18 protein-coding genes are annotated in these 21,143 nt (G+C 55.3%); 11 read left to right on the top strand and 7 right to left on the bottom strand.

From position 1 onward, the window contains the following. Positions 1 to 237: 237 nt before the first annotated feature. Positions 238 to 1,029, bottom strand: coding sequence for an IclR family transcriptional regulator (locus ACMX25_RS40385; RefSeq protein WP_462686298.1), 792 nt, complete (start codon positions 1,027 to 1,029; stop codon positions 238 to 240). A gap of 78 nt (positions 1,030 to 1,107) precedes the next feature. On the opposite strand from ACMX25_RS40385, the gene ACMX25_RS24650 reads away from it, so the two are divergent. From ACMX25_RS24650 to ACMX25_RS24635, 4 genes are all read left to right on the top strand, one after another. Next, positions 1,108 to 2,046, top strand: a complete 939-nt coding sequence (locus tag ACMX25_RS24650) for a dihydrodipicolinate synthase family protein (RefSeq protein WP_414952667.1) — start codon at positions 1,108 to 1,110, stop codon at positions 2,044 to 2,046. A gap of 144 nt (positions 2,047 to 2,190) precedes the next feature. Then, the gene (locus ACMX25_RS24645) at positions 2,191 to 3,537 is read left to right on the top strand and encodes an MFS transporter (RefSeq protein WP_414952666.1); all 1,347 of its coding nucleotides are present in this window, start codon (positions 2,191 to 2,193) and stop codon (positions 3,535 to 3,537) included. A 332-nt stretch (positions 3,538 to 3,869) separates the two neighbouring features. Next, entirely contained in the window at positions 3,870 to 4,880 is a 1,011-nt protein-coding gene (locus tag ACMX25_RS24640; RefSeq protein ID WP_414952665.1) for a LysR family transcriptional regulator, read from the top strand. Positions 4,881 to 5,156: 276 nt separating this feature from the next. After that, positions 5,157 to 5,966: an alpha/beta hydrolase gene (locus ACMX25_RS24635; RefSeq protein ID WP_414952664.1), complete on the top strand. Its 810-nt coding sequence runs from the start codon at positions 5,157 to 5,159 to the stop codon at positions 5,964 to 5,966. On the opposite strand, the gene ACMX25_RS24630 is transcribed toward ACMX25_RS24635, so the two are convergent. Both ACMX25_RS24630 and ACMX25_RS24625 read right to left on the bottom strand, forming a co-directional pair. Then, positions 5,952 to 6,995 carry an AraC family transcriptional regulator gene (locus ACMX25_RS24630; RefSeq protein WP_414952663.1) on the bottom strand — a complete coding sequence of 348 codons (1,044 nt, stop codon included), beginning with the start codon at positions 6,993 to 6,995 and terminating at the stop codon, positions 5,952 to 5,954. The two genes, ACMX25_RS24635 and ACMX25_RS24630, sit on opposite strands and share 15 nt — an antisense overlap. A 130-nt stretch (positions 6,996 to 7,125) precedes the next feature. Next, positions 7,126 to 8,697 (bottom strand): MFS transporter, encoded by a 1,572-nt coding sequence (locus ACMX25_RS24625; protein WP_414952662.1) that lies wholly within the window; start codon positions 8,695 to 8,697, stop codon positions 7,126 to 7,128. 98 nt (positions 8,698 to 8,795) lie between these two features. Between ACMX25_RS24625 and ACMX25_RS24620 the strand changes: the two genes are divergently transcribed. Both ACMX25_RS24620 and ACMX25_RS24615 read left to right on the top strand, forming a co-directional pair. Continuing rightward, complete coding sequence (locus ACMX25_RS24620; protein ID WP_414952661.1) at positions 8,796 to 9,818, top strand: HlyD family secretion protein; 1,023 nt, start codon at positions 8,796 to 8,798, stop codon at positions 9,816 to 9,818. Continuing rightward, positions 9,815 to 11,239, top strand: a complete 1,425-nt coding sequence (locus ACMX25_RS24615; protein WP_414952660.1) for an efflux transporter outer membrane subunit — start codon at positions 9,815 to 9,817, stop codon at positions 11,237 to 11,239. The genes ACMX25_RS24620 and ACMX25_RS24615 overlap by 4 nt, the downstream gene beginning before the upstream one ends. A gap of 118 nt (positions 11,240 to 11,357) precedes the next feature. On the opposite strand, the gene ACMX25_RS24610 is transcribed toward ACMX25_RS24615, so the two are convergent. Next, positions 11,358 to 12,017, bottom strand: a complete 660-nt coding sequence (locus tag ACMX25_RS24610) for a winged helix-turn-helix transcriptional regulator (protein ID WP_414952659.1) — start codon at positions 12,015 to 12,017, stop codon at positions 11,358 to 11,360. A gap of 498 nt (positions 12,018 to 12,515) precedes the next feature. After that, entirely contained in the window at positions 12,516 to 13,493 is a 978-nt protein-coding gene (locus tag ACMX25_RS24605; RefSeq protein WP_414952658.1) for a LysR family transcriptional regulator, read from the bottom strand. A 664-nt stretch (positions 13,494 to 14,157) separates the two neighbouring features. On the opposite strand from ACMX25_RS24605, the gene ACMX25_RS24600 reads away from it, so the two are divergent. Then, on the top strand, positions 14,158 to 14,787 hold the full coding sequence (locus tag ACMX25_RS24600; protein WP_414952657.1) for a cysteine hydrolase family protein: 630 nt from the start codon (positions 14,158 to 14,160) through the stop codon (positions 14,785 to 14,787). Positions 14,788 to 14,838: 51 nt separating this feature from the next. Here the strand turns inward: ACMX25_RS24600 and ACMX25_RS24595 are convergent, their stop codons facing one another. Next, complete coding sequence (locus ACMX25_RS24595) at positions 14,839 to 15,768, bottom strand: LysR family transcriptional regulator (RefSeq protein ID WP_414952656.1); 930 nt, start codon at positions 15,766 to 15,768, stop codon at positions 14,839 to 14,841. An 88-nt stretch (positions 15,769 to 15,856) separates the two neighbouring features. Here ACMX25_RS24595 and ACMX25_RS24590 point away from each other — a divergent pair, with 88 nt between their 5' ends. Next, complete coding sequence (locus tag ACMX25_RS24590) at positions 15,857 to 16,654, top strand: NAD(P)H-dependent oxidoreductase (RefSeq protein ID WP_414952655.1); 798 nt, start codon at positions 15,857 to 15,859, stop codon at positions 16,652 to 16,654. Between the two features lie 45 nt (positions 16,655 to 16,699). Here ACMX25_RS24590 and ACMX25_RS24585 read toward each other — a convergent pair whose 3' ends face one another. Next, complete coding sequence (locus tag ACMX25_RS24585) at positions 16,700 to 17,389, bottom strand: flavodoxin family protein (RefSeq protein WP_414952654.1); 690 nt, start codon at positions 17,387 to 17,389, stop codon at positions 16,700 to 16,702. Between the two features lie 106 nt (positions 17,390 to 17,495). On the opposite strand from ACMX25_RS24585, the gene ACMX25_RS24580 reads away from it, so the two are divergent. The 3 genes from ACMX25_RS24580 (at position 17,496) to ACMX25_RS24570 (ending at position 20,800) form a co-directional block, all read left to right on the top strand. Further along, positions 17,496 to 18,434 (top strand): LysR family transcriptional regulator, encoded by a 939-nt coding sequence (locus ACMX25_RS24580; protein WP_414952653.1) that lies wholly within the window; start codon positions 17,496 to 17,498, stop codon positions 18,432 to 18,434. A 159-nt stretch (positions 18,435 to 18,593) separates the two neighbouring features. Further along, entirely contained in the window at positions 18,594 to 19,592 is a 999-nt protein-coding gene (locus ACMX25_RS24575; RefSeq protein ID WP_414952652.1) for a zinc-binding dehydrogenase, read from the top strand. Continuing rightward, positions 19,592 to 20,800, top strand: a complete 1,209-nt coding sequence (locus ACMX25_RS24570; RefSeq protein WP_414952651.1) for an MFS transporter — start codon at positions 19,592 to 19,594, stop codon at positions 20,798 to 20,800. Before ACMX25_RS24575 ends, ACMX25_RS24570 begins: the two co-directional genes overlap by 1 nt. Positions 20,801 to 21,143 lie beyond the last annotated feature (343 nt).

The raw sequence follows: 21,143 nt of genomic DNA, 5'->3' as shown, positions 1-21,143 counted from the left end.
CAAAGCCAAAGTCACTATGAGAAAAGCCTATGGATATCGCACCTTCAAAATGACGGAACTCTCGCTATATCACGTACTTGGCAAACTTCCTGAGCCAGAACTCGCCCATAGATTTTACTGACGGACCAAAAATTTAAGAATGCGATCGACCCTGCGTATCTCTCCAATGCCATAAGGTACGGAGACGAAACTCGATATCTTATAAAGGTATGATGGTGCGATCTGCAACACAACCCTTTAAGGGCTGATGGTCAACTCTTGTATGCGTGAAGCCGCTTGACGCAATAGCGCCGCAAGTTTCGGCCAGCGTTCCGACGGCATTCTGTGATTGACCGCAGATACGCTTAAGGCGCCAAATGGCCTTCCATTTGCATCGTCGATCGCGACGCCGACGCCCGTGACGCCCAACGTCACCCAATTTCCACTGACGGCGTAGCCGCGAACTCGCGTTTCCTCAACCTGGATTCTCAGGCTCTCTTGGGTCAACCGATTGTAGGGCTGCAACTGGTCACCGCAATGTGCGATGAGCCTGTCCGCTTCGTCGACAGGCAACCTACTCAATATGGCGAGGCCTGCTGCGCCCACACCCAGTGGCCGCCTGCTGCCGATGTCCAATGTCAGCACTCTGATTGGAAACGTGCCTTCGCGCCGGTCTATGCAAACTGCGTCGGGACCGCTGCGCAGCACGAGGTAGCAGGTGTCTTGCGTCTCTTTCAAGATGTTGTTCATGGAATGAACGCATCGTTCTCGGATGTCGCAATGATCTGCTGCGGCAAGTCCAAGTTCGAAGGCGAGGGGTCCCAGAATATAGCGGCGTTCGCCTTTCTTTAGAACGACTAGCCCTTCGCTGCAAAGTTGTTGTAGCAGCCGATGTACAGTCGGATGAGGTATCCCTGTGAGGCGAGAAATCTCTGTAAGCGCGAACCCGTTGGCTTTGGGCGTAGTCAAGGATCGGAGAATCGCGACAGATCGCTGAAGGGATTTAGATGACCCCTTCGGGGTGTACTCAATGTCGGAAGTGGTGTTCATTTGGTGGACGTTATCATGGAACCATGCTGTCCAAGTACCTACACTGACACTACTTTCACCAACTTCAGGAGACCTGATATGTCGCGTAGGTTTAGTAATTACGTTCCGGCGGGTGTTATCCCGGCAGCACTGATGCCGTTTCGTCAGGATCTGAGCATCGATGAGGCCGCCTTGCGCCGTCATATGCACGATATCGCCAAGACACCTGGCATCAGTTCGATCTGTATCAACGGTGTTTCACAAGAAGTGCCGGCATTAACTCTGGAGGAACAGAAGCGAAGCTTGGACATCATGGTCGACGCAGTGGGTGATGATGTGCCCCTCATGCACGGCGTATACGCACACGGTGCCGCAGACGCTGCGAAGATTTCACGCCAGGCCGATGCCGGCGGGGCGTCGTGTCTGCTTGTATTTCCCCCGGCCGTGTTCACCCGCGGATCCGAGTTGCGGCCGCAAATGACAATCGATCACTACAAGGCGATCGCAGACGTCACTGATTTGCCGCTCGTGGTATTTCAGTTCGAAATGAGCTCGGGGCAAGGGCACTCCCTTGAGACTTTGCTGCGACTTACGGAGGAAGTTCCTTCGGTGCGGGCGATCAAGGACCGGAGCAATGATCCGGTCATGCACGAGCGTAATATCCGGGTGCTGCAAAATCTGCCGCGGCCTGTGAATGTTCTGACCACGCACAGTGCTTGGTTGCTAAGCTCGCTCGTACTGGGGTGTAACGGGATTTTGTCAGGCTCGGGAAGTGTCATTGCGGATTTGCACGTCGCCTTGTGGCAAGCCGTCCAGAAGGACGACCTGACGACCGCGCGCGAGCTAAACGACCGTATCTATCCGCTTGCTCGTTGCTTCTACGGTGCACCAGTACTTGATATGCATACTCGAATGAAAGCTGCCCTTCACATGCTGGACAGGTTGCCAAATGACGTCGTGCGCTTGCCGTGGATCGGACTGGAGGAAAAGGAGTTGGAGCAGGTACGACAAGCGCTGCGAGATGCCCGTTTGCTCTAGGCGGGGCTAGGAAACGAGTACCTGCTAGTTCGATGCTGGGATTCAACGGGGGAGCACACCCTGGACACGGCATCCACGATGAGCAACGTAATCGGGCGCCGACCTCGTCGATTTCGCGAGCCAATAAATCCGTGAGGAGACTTGATGCACACCGTTTCAGCAAGTGGCGTTGCGCCAGCGTTGGAGCATACGATTAAGGAACGGGACCTTGTTTACCGCAAGATCAAGTGGCGACTTATGCCGTTCCTGTTCATCTGCTACTTCGTCAACTATCTCGATCGTGCAAACATCGGCTTCGCGAAGCTTCAATTCGTCAGCGACCTGCATTTCACAAACGCCATATACGGTCTGGGAGCAGGACTTTTTTTCGTCGGCTATGTGATCTTCGAAATTCCAAGCAACTTGTTGATGCAGCGGATTGGAACCCGCGCCACGATCTCACGCATCATGTTCTTATGGGGCGCCGTGTCCGTATCGATGGCTTTTGTACGCACTCCGGGCGAACTATACGTCGCTCGTTTTCTATTGGGCGTCGCAGAAGCCGGTTTCTTCCCTGGCGTTATCCTCTACATGACGTATTGGTTTCCGACCAGCAGGAGGGGCCGGATGACGTCGCTATTCATGACTGCACTTACGGTAGCCGGTATTTTTGGCAATCCACTTTCCGGATTGATCCTGGCCAAATTGCACGGGTTCCACGGGTGGAGCGGGTGGCAGATGCTCTTCATCCTCGAGGGGCTTCCCGCCGTTCTATTAGGTATTTCGGCGTGGTTCTTCCTGGCCGATTCGCCCGATCGCGTTGCGTGGTTGAGCGCGCGGGAAAAGGAAATAGTGGCTTGGGACATAGCCTCCGATAGCGCCCTTATTCTGCGTCGCGAAGCGTCGTTTCTTAGTGCTCTTGTTGACAGAAAGGTTTATGTTGCCGGATTTGTGTCGTCTAGCATGTTCGCGGCTTCCGTTTCCATTGCGCTGTGGGCCCCTTCCTTGATTAAGGGGCTGGGGGTTCACGATGTCGGGACAGTCGGTTTCCTGACGGCCATTCCATACGCGGCATCCGCCTTTGGCATGTTCTTTATCAGTCGCAGTTCGGACAAGCATTTGGAACGCCGCTGGCACGCAGCGATCGGGACGACGGTTTGCGGCGCCTGCCTGATCATCCTGCCCTTTGCGGAAGGCAGCGTCGTCGCGACGGTTGTATTGCTGTCCGCCGCAGCAGCGGGTCTTTATGGGGCAATCGTCGTTTTCTGGACAATTCCTCCGGCCTACCTCTCAGGAGCCGCAAAAGCGGGTGGGATCGCGTTGATCAGCAGTCTTGCTGCTGTGAGCGGTTTCTTTGCCCCCACGTTAGTAGGCGCCGTGCAGGCGAGTACGGGCAGTCTGTACATAGGGTTGGCGGGCGTCGGTGCCGCGGCAGTATTGGGCGCTGTTGTTCTGTTGGCCGGCATTCCGGCTTCCGCGATCCGCGAAGCGCAAGAAAATTCTGAACACTAGGTCCGCTATTCGCTAAACAGTCATGGAACTGACGCGATAGTGACTCGCATATTGGTCATAGGGACTTTGTTTTCGATCTCCATACGCGCACGCATCGGGTGCGTCTCGCGTTTGCTCCCTTGCCTTTTCGCTGCGACTGCTCGTGCTCGATGTGCGGCTCTGCTTCGTAAGCTTGAAAATGACAGCATTACACTTGATAATGTCACTTCAAAAAAAGAAGCAGCAAAGCATTTGGTGGTGTAGATTGACAGTCGTGGTCATCGTCTCGCTGAGCGGATTGACTGCATTTTCAGCCTGGCACTCCGTGCGAAGCAGAGCGCAAAAGGAAACGTATGGACCGGTTTCAAGCAATGAAGATGTTCACGAGAGTCGTCGAGACCAACAGCTTTTCCAAGGCTGCAGATTCGATGGATCTTCCTCACGCGTCTGCGACGATGATCATTCAGAAACTGGAAGCGCACCTGCATGTGCGGCTTTTGCAGCGCACCACGCGGCGTTTGAGCCTTACGCCAGAAGGGGCGGAGTATTACGAACGTTGCGTGCGCATTCTTGCTGAGGTCGATGAAACGGAAGGATCGTTGACAAATAGTCGAAGAGGGCCGTGTGGGCGGCTGCGCGTAGATATGCCGGGATCTATCGGTCGATTGGTCATCATGCCGCGGATCGAGGACTTTCGAAAAAACTTCCCTAATATTGATTTGATGGTCAGTTTCGGTGATAGAAACGTTGACCTTATTCAAGAAGGCGTGGATTGCGCGATCCGGGTCGGGGTGCTGGAGGATTCGAGTCTTGTCGCTCGACGTCTGGCCTCGTTACCGACTGTCACGGCGGCGAGCGCAAGCTATGTTGAGCAGTATGGCGAACCCGAAAACCTGGACGATCTGATGCAGCACGTCGCGGTGCATTATTTTTCTAGCGGGACCGGGAGAGTCCGTCACATGAATTTCATTGTTGACGGAAAGGCGGTTGAGGTGAAAGTTCCCGGCACTATCGCAGTGAGTGACGCCGAAGCCTACGTGACGTGTGGACGTAAGGGCGTTGGGTTGATACAGTCCGCACAATTTATTGTCCAGTCGGCATTGGAATCCGCAGACATGCTGAGGATCCTACCGCAGTTTGGTACGCCACCTATGGTGGTCTCGGTGGTGTATCCGCACAACCGCCACCTTGCGCCAAAGGTACGCGTATTCGTCGAATGGGCAGCCTCGATATTCAATGGCTACTTGCCAGCTACACTCGCCATTGAGGAAGGGGAGTTATCGGTCGTGCCGAGCAATGTGCTTTCGCTGATGCATCAGAAACCCGTTGTAGCCCGTGAGCGCTTAACAGAATGTGTTCGATGAGGTTATGTTTCCAAGCGGTTGCTCACGGACCGGCAGGGCGTTATGCGAGCATGGCTCTGCTCGTTTCTATGGTGCTTGAGGAAGCATCGGGCCATCTATAGCATCACAGACAGGACGATCGAACGCGCGTACGCCGTACGCCCGCAATGGCCGTTTTTTCGTCGACAACGACATCGATTTCTTTGGCATCGTCAGTTTGTTTCGATCATGAACTGGGCCAAAATGGCAGCCAACTTAACTAACGGGATTGGGCGCGGTTGCGCCTGACCAAAAATAATGCCAAGTGGTGAAGTAAGCATCAACGTTGAAGATGTGTCATTTGAAGGGTATGCGCAGACCATATCGGCACGAACCTACAGGCACTCTACCGAAGAAATTTTGCCCATCATCGTCTTATTTCATGGCGGCGGATTTGTTGGCGGTTCAATTGAAGACGTAAATCTGGCCGCAAGGTCCATTGCTCATGACACGCGGGCTTGGGTCATTTCGGTAGCGTATTCGCTTGCGCCAGCTTTCCCGTTTCCGGCGGCGCTCGAGGATGGCTATTGTGCTCTGAAGTGGGCAATGGCGCACGCGCGTGAAAAAGGCGCTGATCCGAAACGCATAGGTGTCGCCGGGCATGATGCAGGCGGTAACCTTGCTACCTGCCTTGCGGCAGTCGTGCGAGACCGAAAAGAATTCCATCTTTCCGCTCAGGCTTTGCTTGCGCCGCTCCTGGATCCAAGTATGACCTGGGTCGTCATTGATTCCGTCCTTGTGGAAGTCGATCTTGACGCGCGAGTACGGGCGAGCAACTATGCCGCGTACCTGAAGAAATTCTCTCAGCGTCTGCACCCTTACGCCGCACCGATTGAGTCGCGCAGATTGTCGGGCCTGCCGCCAGCTTGGATCGCAACGGCTGGCAATGACATTCTCCACGTCGAAGCCGAAAAGTACTCCTACGAGCTTATTGCCGCAGGAGTTCCGACCGAGGCTACGCGCTATGGGGATGTAACACACAACAGCTTAGTTTCTCATCGCCCGGCCATAGACGACATGGTTGAATTTTTTAAGCGGAGACTCAAGGTCTCGTCAGGCAGCAGATGACCTTGTCTGGAACACATCAGACTGTGCAATACGGTGTGTATCGCTTGGCGGATAACCGAACTGAGTCTTATACGCGCGGCTGAACGCCGCTTCAGAACCGTACCCAGCGTTGTGTGCAACCTCGGTGACTTTGAGCTTGCCGGTGCGCAGCAGGTCGGCCGCGACCGTTAACCGCCAGCGCGTGAGATAGCGCAATGGCGGTAGTCCCACGGCAGCCGTGAATCGATCTGAAAAAATGGATCGGGACATAGCTGCGATTCCCGCGAGCGACTCGACTGTCCATGCCCGTGAAGGTTGCAGGTGTATCGCGTTTAAAGCACGGCCAATGCGTTCGTCGCTCAACCCGGACAGCCATCCGATACGATCACCATGATGGTTGACCCAAGTTCGCAATGTGCGAATGACAAGGAGATCGATTAGGCGCGAGATCATGAGCAAGGACCCCGGGCTGGCATCGCGCGATTCTTCGGTAAGAAAATGGGAGATAGCCGCTAACCAAGGTGGGACGCCCGCCTCGTCGCACTGTAGGTGAATGAGCCCCGGGAGACCAGATAAGAGCGATTGCAACGGACCGCCTTCGAAATAAAATGCTCCCGCAAGGAAACGGGCCGCCACATCACCGCGCGTACCCCATTTCTGTGTTCGTGTGTGCAAAGCGGGCAAGAAGGACACCTCCGCCTCGAAGCGTTCGGCCGTCGCTTCGCCCGGTTTCGCTCCAAGCGTATGGCCGTTTCCATGGGGAAGTAACACCAGGTCACCCGCCTGCAACAAGACCTGCTGGCCATGCGAGTGCGAGATCACGACCTCGCCTGAATGCATATGCAGGAAGCTAGCCGGGCCCGCCGCAAATCTTACTTCCGCAGACACTCCGAGTTCACCGTCAAAAACCACATCGCCACGCAGGCGGATGAATTTTAGTATCTGTGAAAGAGCGTCATCGCCCAAGGGAAGCGGCCGTTGCAGCTCTGGCTCGTTTGAAAAAACGTTATTGATAGCAGCGTGCTGGGGCGGGATATTTTCACTGGCCAATGTATCCTCTTGTCGCTTCGGACGGTGGAAGATAGCAATAGTTCGCTATAACCGAATTGCCTCCGCTGATCGGGTAAAAAAGCGGCGTAGGCGGAAAGGCGACATCTCACTGGTTGACTGTGGGATTCCGTTAGACCTTATCGGGTGGCTTGCGTAAAACCAACGCTATTAACACACCAACGACGCCAGCGACGGCAGCGATTCGATAATTGTCCGCGAGGGCGAGGGTTGTCGCCTGGATTCGAATCGCGCGATCGATAAATGCATACACAGGAAGCGGCGCAGATAGCACGCTGATAGGGGCGGCCGAGAAGATTCCTGCCTGGACGAGTATTCTCTCAAGCGATTGAGCATCGAAATTGTTTAGATGCATGCCGAGGTCGTTCGAATACATCTGCTCGCGAACCCGTTGCGCGATCGCGATGGATGTAGTGCCCAGTTGACCTCCGAACAGCCGGGTCGTCTGTAGCAGTGCACCGAATGTCAGCGCGTATTCCGGCGAGAGGTGCTTGATCAGAAAATAGACCGAGGAGGTGACCACCATGGTTTGTCCGATCCCCTGAAGCAACTGTGAAGGAATGAAGTTCCCTTCCACCCAATCGGGCGTGATGTTGGCTCCAAGCAAGAACGCGATTGTGACTATGGAAAACCCAGCGAGTATGACGCGACGAGCGTCAATGTGGAGCAGGAGGAACGCAACAAAAGGAGCGGCAAAGATCTGAGGGAAGGCAACCCAGCGGAGGGTTTCGCCAATCTGAAGGGGTCTCAGATTGTGGACAATTCCGAGGAAAATAGGTGGAATGAAACTCGTATTGAGCAGCGCAAAGCGAGTCAGCAAAGTGAGCATCAAGAGCAGGGCTATGTTGCGCTTTAGCAAATAGCCAAGCGCGATTCCCGGCGATTTCGCCAGGAGTTCTCGTACAACGAACGTCGCGAGAAGTAGCGCCCCGGCGTACAGCATTGCGGTCACAAACCCTGACTGAAACCAAAATAGCCGCTCACCCTGATCCAGCCCGACAAGCAGGCAAACAAACCCGCCGGCGCCCAGCAGCATGCCGGCGTGATCTCCTCGCAACGTCGACGGAGGATAGGGCTCCTTCGGAATGGACAGCGCCACGAACGCAATAAAAGGCAGTGTCAGTGCAGCATTCTGCCAATAGAACCAGTGCCAGGTAAGATGCTCGCTGTACCAGCCTTCCAGTGTCGCGGAAACGTTCAACGACATCTCGATGTTCATTGCGTAGGCTGCGATACCAAAAGGAAGCCATCGTGGAGGCAGCGTTCTTGCGATAACCCCAATCGCAACTGGTACGAACACGCCTGATGAGAGCCCGGATACCACCTGAATGAAGATCAGAGTCGCAAAGTTGGGGGAAAAGGGCAGCGCCACTTGCGATAAAAAAAATATCACCGCCCCGTAGATGAGCAGTCTGCGAACCCCGGTCACAAACGCGGCCCAAACTGCAATGGGGCCGATAAACATCTGGCCGGCATTGAACGCCGTATTGATCCAGGCTCCCTGGTCAAAACTTATTCCAAGCGCACCGCGGAGGTCTGCTAAGCCTAACGACGTCAGGCGCGACGTGAACGTCGAAATAATAGTGCCAAGCAGTACAGCCGCAATTGCCGCGTACGGACGCAGGCTTTCCCGCGCTATTCCAGCAACGATATGAGGATCGACCCGCTTAGTGTCTCGTTCCATTGCCGATGCAGAGTCTGCCCTGTACACTTGTTACTTCAAATATGAAAGCGTAGCATACGCCATGTTTAAGAATTCGCAAGCCGAGGAGTAAAAATATCGTGGACGTGACTGACAGCGCAGTATCGGCGTCGAACCGGCGAAGGGTGATAGCGATCCTGGGTTTGGTTGCGTTCGCGGTCGGACTCGGCGGGGTTCTTGCCTATGCCTACGGGTCGGGAGATCGAGGGACCGACGACGCCTACGTCACTGGGCACGTCCACACTATCGCTGCGAGAGTGAATGGGACGGTTGAACATGTGCTGGTACAGGACAATCAGTTCGTCCATGCCGGAGACAAGCTCGTACAACTTGATACGCGTGACTTCGACGTTCGCGTTGCTCTGGAAAGATCGAGGGTCGAGCAAGCGCAGGCTGATCAAGCGAAATCGCGAGCACTGATAGCACAGGCGAGGGCGGCTATTGTGGCGGCCGACGCAGACGCGAAACGTGATGATCTCAACTTTGGGCGCGCGCAGGAACTTACGCAGGAGACACCTCGTGGTCTGTCACAACAAGAATATGACGCAGCCGATGCAACAAGGAAATCCGCTGCCGCACGCGTGCTTCAGGCTCAGGCGCAACTAGTCATATCCGAAGCCACACTGGCTTCGTCTGTCGCCACTGAGACTCAAGGCAGGGCGAACCTGCGCGATGCTTCCCTTCAATTGAACTATACGGATGTTGTCTCACCTGTTGACGGTTTCGTCGGCAAGAAGACTGTTGAGACCGGACAGCGAATCGTACCGGGTCAGGCCTTGCTCGTCGTGGTTGAGAAGGACGCGTGGGTGGTCGCCAATTTTCGCGAGACGCAATTGAAGCACGTGCATGTGGGCGATAGGGTGAGCCTTCGCTTCGACGCAATGCCGGATTTGGTGCTGACGGGGCACGTACAAAGCTTCGCGCCTGCCACTGGAGCGCAGTTTGCGCTGTTGCCACCGGATAACGCGACTGGTAACTTCACCAAGGTGGTCCAACGCGTTCCAGTAAAGATACTGATCGACGATCCAGATCTTGCAAGCCGGCACATAGCGCTTGGCATGTCTGTGACCGCCAGGCTAAGTGCCCAAGGCAAGAGCCCATGACGCGGCCATACCTTTGGCTGCTGGGTGCAGTCTGCGTAGCATCAGGGTGTACTTTGAGTACTCAGCCGCTGCCAGATCTGGCCCTGAGCGGTCAGCCTTTTCGACACAGCGAAGCAGCGGTGATTGCTGGAAATGTTGCGCAACCTGGCGCTGCCTCGGGCCCGGCGAATTGGGTCATTCTTTTTGCTGATCCGCAACTGACTGCTCTGGTAGATTCCGCCCTGCGGGAGAACCTGGAAATCAAGTCTGCCAACGCCCGCATTGCCCAGTCCAGGGCGCTGTTGGACGTCGACAAGTCTTACATCCTTCCCACCGTGCGTACGAGTCCGGGCTTCAATCGAGGCCGTGTCTCTGGCACTGTTGATGAAGCACTCCCGCAGCGAACGCTTCACAACTGGGCCTTGCCGGTGGATGCAAGCTATGAAGTCGATCTGTGGGGGCGTTTGAGGGGTGAGGTAGCCTCGGGTCGCGAGAGTCTTCTTGCCTCACAAGCCGACTCTGATGCAGTGACCCTACGTATTTCGTCTGAGGTTGCGAGTGATTATCTGACACTCAGATTTGTTGATTTCGATCGCACCGAGTTGCTGCATTCAATCGAGCTTCGCCAGACTGCGCTCGACTTGATCAACAGGCGAGTGAGGGCGGGCTCGGCAGGCGATCTCGACGCCCTTCGCGCTACGACAGAATTGAAGACCGCCTCTGCGGAACTGGAAGAAAGTGACCGGCTCCGCGAAAATCTAGTCGATGCTATCGCTGTGCTGACGGGAAGGTCAGTTACCGATCTGTCAATCGCGAACAGGCTGGATGAGGTGGTCGTCCCCGCGGTGCCGGTGGGATTGCCGTCTGATATCCTGGAAAATCGCCCGGATGTCTATTCAGCTCAGCGCCGCCTGGACGTAGCGTCGTTACAGATCGGTGTGGCGAAAACGGCATTCCTGCCGTCGCTGACCCTGACTGCAAGCGGCGGATTCGCAAGCGACAGCTTGCGAAGCTTTCTTGACCGCAATAACTCGATGTGGGGGTTGGGAGTTAGTGTGGTTGAAACAGTGTTCGATGGTGGACGACGTCAAGCCGCGGTGGATTCAGCAAAAGCCGGATACCTTATTGCAGAGGCGGACTACCGTTCAACGACACTTCAAGCGTTCCGCCAAGTGCAGGATGCTCTCAACGATATCGCCGCGCAACGTCTTCAGGCGGATGACTATGGTGCCGCGTCGGTCGCGTCTTCTCAAGCCGCAGCACTTTCGCGCAGCCGATACGAACATGGCTACGTAAGCTATTTCGAGGTCGTGGATTCCGACCGCAGCGCCCTCGCCATTAAGCGCCAACTAATCCGGACTCATCAGGCGCAGGCGGTCGCTACTGTGTCGCTGCTGCGGGCGCTTGGCGGTGGATGGGATGGGGTCCATCCAGATCGATGAATTTGCGTCATGCGATTCGTGAAGCCGTCGGCCGGGTCCGCTGACCTACACGACTATGCCGTTCTCGACACCTTCCTGATTAGCGCTACCTTCTTTTCCCCAGGCACCCGAGCGACCGTCAGCTGAACTTTTTTTGCAACCGGTTTGGCGGTTTTGACTTGCGGTGTAGTGGACCCCCCGTCTTTGCTTTTGGCGAAGCTTTAGTTTTGACAGCCACCGCTTTAGCTTTAGTTTTGGTAGTCACCGCAGTTTTTTTTGCAGGCGTATCAATGGGTTTTCCCCTGTTCGCCTTGAAAGCGGCAACCCTCGCTTCCCGCTCCTTAGTAAAGGCCTTGCTGACCCTACTTTCGGTGTCAGCGAAAGAAAACGGCTTTTTGCTTCGCGGGACTTGCCACAATGCATCCATGGTCTCTCCCGTTTTTCTATAGACCAATGCGACGGCCGGCTCATTTCCTTCGTGTGGTCCACCCCAGCGCAAAGCCCAAGCCCGAATTGCGAGCAAGACGCCGTCTAGTTCTTTGCCTTTCTGGGTGGCGTAATATTCGAAACGCCTCGCATGCTCACTGTATTGTCGACGCTCGATGACCTCGTCTTCCTCTAGCCGCTTCAGCCGCATGGAGAGAAGGTTCGAAGACATGCCGGTCTGCGCCTGGATGTCCTCGAACCGCCGAACACCCATGCTGATTTCTCGCATGATCAACAGTGTCCATCGATCCCCAAAGACCGACAAGCCACGGGCAATATCGCAAACACTCTCTGACGTCGAATCCCAGCTCATCGCAATTTCCTTCCAAATAATTCGCGCCGTCTACTTAGCACCGCCGCTCTGTCACTATAGCCTTGAAACGACCGCTATCTTTGGACCGAGACGCTGAGTAGCTCTTTAATATGAAGGCACGAAAAAATAGGTGCTATCCATATATATTATAGCTCAGGGCCGGAGCGTGGCGCGTTCGAGTTCGGGCGACGTGCCTTTTCGGACGCTTGTCGACGATAACCTCAAACGGCGTGTGGCTCGATTTTTTGGAGGACGGGGGTGACGTGATCGGGAAGAAATGGCCGTTAGGCAGGGTCTTAGCCCTTAGTTCAAGGCCGCCGTGAAAAGATACGCGACTACACGCGAGAGGGATCTGCGTTGGCAGTTTGGCACTTGGCCAGCTTGAGGACTCGGATGTCCGATTACAACGACCAGGGAATGCGGTATTCCCCAGTCAGACAAGACTCCGAGATGAGACGCTGCTCGAACGCGTTCTATTGATGCAAGCAATATCTTCCATTATGCAGCCATCAGTCTTCCAGATTCCATCGCGCGGTTCGGAAGCTTCATGAAAACTGCAGGTCCTCCTTTGTCACTGGTGACTTGATTGTTTGTTGAGGTGGGTGCAAGTTCGTCAATGAGATGATCGATGAGCCTGCGCACCCGCATGGGTTCAAGTCGCCGTGGCCGATAAACAAGGTTGACTTCAAGCGATTTCGACGCCCATCCGGAAAGCACTGGCAGCAAGTTTCCCTGTTGCGCCAGGAAGGAAGGCACAAGCGCTATGCCGGCACCGTGGATGGCCGCGCCAATTAGCGCGTCCGCATTATTGGCCCTCAGTGATCCGTTCCTCGGAATCGAGAACCGACCGGAGCCGGACGCTTCGAAAAGTTCAAGCGCTCCGCAGGTCGCTCGACTCGAAAGCGCCATGCAGTCCTCGGGTATTAGCTCGCTCGGATGGCGAGGCCTGCCTACGCGATCCAGATACGCTTGGCTTGCATACAGTCCGGTTTGTAGCGGTTTCAGCGAGCGTGCGATCAACATATCGGGGATGACACGGTCAACCGAGATAGCGATGTCGGCAAGATCGCTCAAGGCATCGATGTCGCTGTCGTTCGCATGAAGGTCCACATCGATGTTGGGATTCTCGTTCATAAACATCGCAAGCATACCGCCAAGACGCTGCAGGCCAAACAGCGCAGGTGCATCGATCCGAACGCAGCCACATGCGTCCGTGGCGTTTTGCTTTCCCATGAAAGCCAGCTCTTCATATGAACCGATGACGGCCGTCGCGCGCTCGAAGAAACACTGTCCAAATGGCGTTAAAGACAATTTTCTAGTGGTACGCACTATAAGACGTGCTCCCAGTTCCGACTCCAAATCCTGAACTACTCGGGTAGCAATCGATCGGGAGACGTTCAACGCGTCGGCCCCCCGTGAAAACCCCTTATGTTCGACGATGGCTTTAAAGACCTCGAGTGCTTTCAGGCGATCCATTGCTACTCTCCAAGTTGGCCCGCTTGCGGACCGAATGCGATTATGACAATTACGTCGTGTGGGCGGCGCATCGCTTGCATTCGTCCGCTTGTCGCAATGTTGGTGTGCGCGGGAAGGAACGTCGAGTTAAATGGTATTAATGGTTGTTACCCCAGCTATCCATTTGGGCGAGGCGGGAGAATACCAACCGCTTCGGGGTGCCACCGTGCCAGCCCGATTGGTCATCGTTCACGCCCAGGTAATTGTCATTTCACCGATTCACTCTGAGTCTTGCGCATGCTTGCGCGTAGCATTGGCAGAAACGGGTCGAGGCAACCTATTGCGCGTGCCGGGAGCGTGGGGTTCGACGGGGCTCGCAAGATAGTTTTTGGACTTACTCCAAAAAAATAAGCGAACGCTTCAGAAGCCAATCCGAACTGCCTGGCGGACTTCAATCGCCCGTTTCCGTACGACCCGAGCGGTTCTTTTCTTTAAGGTGTCAAACGTTTCTTGACATCAATGGTTTATGGCTTCAATATTTGAAGTATAAATTACAGCCTCGTGCTTTTCGACTGCTTACGAATGGCATGCAGCAAGGTAAAAGCTTAACAAGCTCGCAGGTTTTCGTTGCGTTGTTAATTCGCGAGACCTTCCATGGTTTTGTAACACCAATCCCGAGATCCATATGACAAACCCAACCTACCCTACGAACGTCTCAGCATTGATTCTGGTCGACGTCCTCAACGACTTTCTGTCACCGGAAGGCAAGATCAATCCTGGAATCAAGGATCAGATAGAGAAAGTCAATTTGATCGAAAATCTGACCCGTTTGATCGCTGGCGCGCGGGCTGCAGGCGTGCAGATTGTCTATGCGCCACATGGATTGCATGAACACAGTTTCGATAATTTCAAATATGTTCCAGTGCGAATGCAAAGAGCGATGGAACATAAGATGTTCTGGGAAGGAGAGTTCGGCGCTGACTTCTATGAGCCGTTTCGCCCCCAACCTGGCGACATTGTGACGGGTCGTCACAAGACATTCGACGCCTTTATGGGTACCGACATGGACGCGCAGCTCAAGGAGCGTGGCATCGAAAAGGTGATCTTGGCTGGATTGACATCGCAGACCTGTGTTGAGGGAACGGGCCGACACGCAACCGAGGCGGGCTATCACCTGACCTTCCTGAAGGACGCAGTTGCGGAATTCACCGAAGAAGCTCACAAGGCCGCTCTCGAAATTTCTTACCCGACTTTTGGCCACGAAGTCCTGACCGTTGACGAATTCCTGGCGGCCATTTGCAAGCCGGGGGAGTGACTTCGCTTATTTTGCCACCGCGGGTGGCGCGCTCAAGAGGCTAGGCTCGTGCTAGGACCCGGATTTGAACTTGAGTCCGGGATCAAGTGCCATCGCTTCCACGATTTGCTCGCGCAGCCATCGGTGCGAAGGATCGCGATGTGAACGTTCGTGCCACACCATTCCCATTGTAAAACCGGGCACGTTGATCGGGGCGTTAACTCGCTTCAGCGTAAGCCTGTCGCATACGAGTCGAGACGGTAACATCGCCACCAGGTCGGTATTTTCAATCACGGAGATCGCGACCAAAAAGTGTGGAACGGAAAGCACCACACGGCGCGACAATCCTGCTGCGTCCAGGACCGCGTCGGTCACGCCCTGAAAACCGCCACCGCTTGGCGAAATGACGACGTGCTCCATGCAGCAGAATTGTTTGATGGTAGGGCGCCGATTGAGCTGCGGGTGGCCGATTCGTCCAACCAAAACGTAGTGCTCATCGAGGATTTTTTGTGCCCTCAGCCCGCTTGGCACGGAGTCCATGGTTTGCAAACTTAAATCGATCTCGCCGTCTTCTGCCCGCTTGGCCATGTGCCCCGGATTGCTCTCCAGGACAGCCAGGCGCGTTCCGGGAGCGCTGATTCGAATCCGTTTGAGCGTCGGAAGGAGAATAGCCAGTTCTCCGTAATCTGCTGCTGCCACCCGCCACGTGTTCGAGGCAGATGCAGGGTCGAACACCTCGTTCGCCATCACGACGCGCCTCACGTTTTCGAGCGCGGCCCGCAACGGCTCGCGCAGCTCGTCGGCGCGCGGAGTGGGCAACATGCCTCTGGGGCCTGGCAGCAGGAGAGGGTCATTGAAGGCTTCTCGCAACTTGGCTAGTTGAACGCTGACAGAGGGTTGAGACAAGTTGAGACGCGCGGCGGCACGCGTTACGTTGCGTTCGTTGAGCAACACGTCGAGTGTAATCAGAAGGTTTAGATCAAGTCGATGGAAATTGTGCACGTCTATACCTGATATTTCCAGAATTCATTTCATTTATACCAGCCTCGGCTATACGCTTGGAAGCACAGTCAATCTTATCAGGGTATATATGAACGTCCTTATCGTCTACGCACATCCGGAACCCACGTCACTCAATGGCTCGCTGTTGGAGTTCATGGTCAAACGCTTTGAAAGCGGTGGCCACACGGTTCAAGTTTCGGATCTTTATGCCATGAAGTGGAAGCCTACGTTGGATGCGGACGACTTCCTGAATCGCGATCCTGGTGCGCCTTTCGACGCCATGCGTGATTCCAAGCGGGCCTATGCGGCCGGTCAACAGACCGACGACATTACGCGAGAGCAGGAGAAACTTCTGTGGGCTGACGCGGTGGTCATGCAGTTCCCGTTGTACTGGTACTCAATGCCAGCGATCATGAAAGGCTGGGTCGAGCGCGTCTACGCCTACTCGTTTGCGTATGGCGTCGGCGAACATTCGGATAAGCGCTGGGGCGATCGCTTCGGCGAGGGCAAGATGGCCGGAAAACGTGCAATGTTGCTCGTGACGGCAGGTGGCAAAGAGTCCCACTATAGCCCGCGTGGCGTCAATGGACCGATGGATGATCTACTGTTTCCGATCCACCACGGCATTCTTTACTACCCGGGATTCGACGTGCTTCCTCCGTTCGTCGCTTACAAGATCGGACTCGGGCGAGTAGATGCCGACCTGTATGTCTCGTTGACAGAGTCACTTGGAAAACGAATTGATGAATTCTGGACGGCCGAGCCAATTCCGTTTCGATCACAAAACGGAGGAGACTACGACATTCCCGCACTGACATTAAGGCCGGAGGTCGCTCCAGGGCAGATTGGATTCGAGGCTCATCTTCGATCCGACACGAAATCCTGAAGCGGCTACCGGGATTACACGTTGCGGGCAACGTGTGTATTGGGTTCAGTCGTCGAACCTTCTCCACTCCTGCATCCCAGCGACATTGCGTCGCCGGGATTCACTTTCGCTGACGGGTTGAGGGGGAAAGGCTTCCGCGCCCATCATCCACCGCGCGGTGGCGCGCGCTATCCGGCGGCCAAAGCGTTCTGCGGTCAATAAATCGCCGGGATGCGGTGCGTTTTCAGGCGTGCCATCGCCGAAGCTTTGAGCAATCAGGCCTAGCCAGGCGCCATTGACGTTGACGTCCGTGTACTGACTGGCGGAATAGTTGCCACCCGGCTGGTCGCCAACACCAACCCACACCATGCTCATCTGCGCTGCAAAGATCGCCATTTGTTCCAAAGCGATGAGCTTGTCGCCTGAGCGTGATGCCGAGTTGGTAAAGCCGGCCGCGATCTTGTCTTTCCACTCTTGACCGAGCCACGGGGTGAAACCGGTTTCGAGAAACAATTTGAACAACCCATGGGCGGATCCCATGTAGGTCGGGGCACCGAATACGATGGCATCGGCTTTAGTCAGACGGGTCATGATTTCGTCATCGTGCCAGCGACCATCAGCTTGCAACTGACTGGACTTAATCTCAATTAGCTCGGTCGTTGTACCGGGGAACGCGTCTGCTCCCTGCTTGATGTGCTCAGCGACGGTGCGAGTGTGTCCGTGACCCGACGAATAAACGATTGCAACACTGGTCATCCCTTCTCCCTGCTGTTGATGTTGAAGACAGATCTGCTTTTGAAACTTCAGGTCACCTGGTTTATGACGCCCATGAGAAGCAGCATAAGGCCGGAGAACTCCCCGGATGAAATTGAAAATTTATGGTGTAGGTATCACCGATATGGATGACAAGCGACTCGACTTAAATCTGCTACTAGCCCTGGAAGCGTTGCTTGCTGAATTGAACGTCACGCGGGCAGCGAGACGGCTGAATCTCAGTCAACCCGCGTTGAGCGCACAACTTTCGCGGCTTCGAAAAATCTTTGGCGACCAACTCCTGATACCGACCTCAAGGGGCATGCTCCCAACCGTGATGGCTTTGGATCTCGAGATGCCGCTGCGCCTGGCACTCGACCAGGCTCGCGCCCTCGTTAGTCGCGCCCAAATGTTCGATCCAGCCAGCGCGAACATGACATTTTCAATCTCTGCCAGCGATTACATGCAGGTGGCGATCCTGCTGCCGTTTCTGCTCCAGTTGAATTGCAGCGCACCGGGGCTGCGGGTGATGGTAAGGCTGGGAGACATTCGAGCGGCTGCGACCGAACTCGAACGCGGGGAGGTCGACGTGGCGTTCACGCAATCCGGGGATGTGGAAGGGCGCGACCTGCGAAACCTGGACGTCTTGACTGAGCGGTACATCGGCATTGCGCGCAAGCACACGGTAGATGATGGTGTTATGCCGATTGATCGTTTCATGGAGGCGCAACACATCATCGTGTCTCCGAACGCGGAGGGATTCGTCGGACCGACAGATGACGCGTTGTCCGCCTTCGGTCTCACCCGGAAAGTTGCGTTTGCGGTCTCATCCTTCGTGTTCCTGATCGAGGCGGTTTCCAGATGCGATCTGATTGCACTCGCGCCCGAGCGGCTGGTTGCGCGGTACACAGATCGTGTCGATACCTTTGAGCCGCCCGTTCATGTTTCGGGTTTCAGCATATCCATGGTCTGGCATGACCGTACGCACGCACACCCAGCCAGAATGTGGTTTCGAGATCAGATAAGAATGTTTTGCGCAGAAAACTAAGCGTTGCTTTTCCCGTTCCCGCAAGCTATACCTTCTAAAAAGGAAGCTATTCATCGAACCGATAGGAAGCGAGAGCTTTTTCGATTTCCAGAAATACCGGGTTCGACGTTAAGCTGCGCCGCTACTAAAGACGAACTTCGACAGAGGAAAGGACTGACCATGGAATCGGCAAAGCAGGTCATAGTAGATCGATTTGGCGGACCGGACGTTTTGAAAGTGATCGACGTGGTCATTCCGTCGCCAGGTCTGGGACAGATTCTCGTGCGCGTCGAGGCGGCCGGCGTTCTTTATGGCGACATCATGCGCCGGACCGACAAATACATTACGCCGACGCCTCTTCCTTATGCGCCTGGAACTGAGGTTGCCGGAACCGTCGCTGCATTGGGGCAGGGCGTTTCTACTTTAGGTAAAGGCGACCGCGTCCTGTGTCGGGTCGCTTCGCACGGTTACTCGCAATACACGCTCGCTGAGGCTGCTTCAGCCATCGCCTTGCCCGAATCGATCGAGTTCGGCGATGCGACTGCTCTGCTCGCGCAAGGTTTGACTGCTTACCTGCTGACTCACGATGCAGCAAACCTGAGCGGCAAGTCGGTGTTCATCGAGGCCGCGTCGGGAGGAGTCGGAATGCAGATGGTCCAGATGGCCCGCACACGGGGTGCAATTTTTATTGTGGGGTCAGCGAGTTCGCAGGAGAAACGAGATCTGGCACTACACAACGGTGTCGATCTTATGGTGAGTTCAGTGACGCCAGGATGGTCACAAGAGGTGCTCGATGCTACTGACGGCGAGGGTCTCGACATTGCTTACGAATCCTCAGGCGCCATGTTCACAGAGTTGCTCAAATGCCTGGGGCCATTTGGCACCTTGGTCAAGTTCGGGCGCGGTGTCGACGAAAGTCTGACGCTTGATCCCTCGAATCTGCTCGGGAAAAACCAGGCACTCCGCGGTTTCTATCTCCCGGGCTATTTCGACAAGATCCATTTGCCACTGATCAACAAAGCGAGCCTTGCGTTGGTGGGATCCGTGCTCCGGGGCGAGTTAAAAGTGCGGGTCGGCCACCGGTTTGCGTTGAATGAAGCCGCACTTGCACACCGTGCAATCGAGGCGCGGCTTACAACGGGCAAGGTTGTCCTGGAACCTTGGAAGGTCTCGGAGTGATGTCTTCCTCACCTGTGCAATCGCGCCGTGGTGCAGTAGGCGTCATGGCCGCTGGATGTGGAATCACGGTGGGCAACGTGTACATGTGCCAGCCACTGTTACCTGCAATGGCCTCCACGTTCCACGTAACGGCCGGGGCTGCTGCGCTGGTGGCAACGGGAGCGCAGATCGGATACGCGGTTGGAATTCTCTTTGTTATTCCGGTCGCTGACCGCGCGGACCCGCGTAAACTGATCCGCATCCTGCTCGGGCTGACGTGCCTGATGCTTATCTGCGCCGGATTGAGTCCTTCCGTACATGTGTTGGCGTTGCTGACCCTGTTGGTGGCCACAGTGACCGTCATTCCGCAGGTTCTGATTCCGATTGCAGTGTCGAGTGCGGCCGAGGGACAGTCGGGGCGAGTAATTGGTGCCATGCAGACGGGATTGGTCCTCGGAATATTGCTTTGCCGCGCGGTATCTGGCGCAATCGCGCAGTTCAGTGGCACGTGGCGAGCGTCGTATTTCCTGAGTGCGACGCTGAGTGGAATTCTGTTTCTGGTACTGCCACTTTATCTTCCCAAGCGGGCTCATGCAGCCGCTGCATCTAACGTGTCTTATCGATCCCTGTTGGCCTCGTTGCCCCGGCTGTTTATCAAATGGGGTGATCTACGTCTGTCCGCTGTTCTCGGCGCGACGGTATTCGGAGCGTTCTCGGCGTTTTGGGCCACGCTTGCCTTTCATCTTGCTTTACCGCCGTTTAACCTCGGGACTGCGCAGGCGGGTTTGTTCGGGTTATACGGTGCAGCAGGAGCAGTTCTCGCGCCCTTGTGCGGACGCTTATCGGACAAATATGGCTCGACAACCGTTAACGCAATATCTCTTGTTACGGCTGCCATTGGGTTCGCGCTGTTCCTGGTTGCTGGCGATGTGTCCATGCTGGCGGTCGTAGTCGGCGTCAATCTCCTGGACTTTGGCGTGCAGTCCAACCAGATTGCAAATCAGGCCAGAATCTTCAAGCTTGACCCTGCTGCGAGAGCTCGTCTGAATACGGTCTATATGGTGTTCACATTTAGTGGCGGTGCACTCGGCACCACGCTGGGTTCGTGGGCCTGGACCACTGCGGGATGGCGCGGGGTATGCTGCGCGGGCATGGGTCTCCTTGCAGTGGGCACCCTCTTCATTTTGATGCGGTGCTGGCCGAGGCCTCGGATCGTAGAGGCAAGATAGAAACGGAGGTACATTCAAGAACTAAGGAATCCGATTCTTTTTTTTAGATAAATTGTGTTCTAGTCTGTAACCATTTATCTATTCATTCCCTTCGGTCAAAATCCGGCATGAACAAGTCGCTTGATTGAAATCATCTCAGATGCGTGGGATACGGCGATTGGTGCAGGTTCCGAATTTCCCAGCGGCCTTTTTATTTATGTTTTATCCGTTCCAGCCGAACTGGTGCCCGACACGCGCGTAGCGTGTCGGGGCATGGTGAGGGCTGACGCAACCAGGTAGGCGACACGCGCGACTGCTTGGTCGCCTTGATGATCTAGCTTCGCCATACTGGTTACGCCCACGC

The sequence above is a fragment of the Caballeronia eucalypticola genome, assembly GCF_047608185.1.
Taxonomy (GTDB): Bacteria; Pseudomonadota; Gammaproteobacteria; order Burkholderiales; family Burkholderiaceae; genus Caballeronia.
Note: the sequence above shows the minus strand (reverse complement) of the source record. Positions and strands in the feature narration are given on the sequence as shown.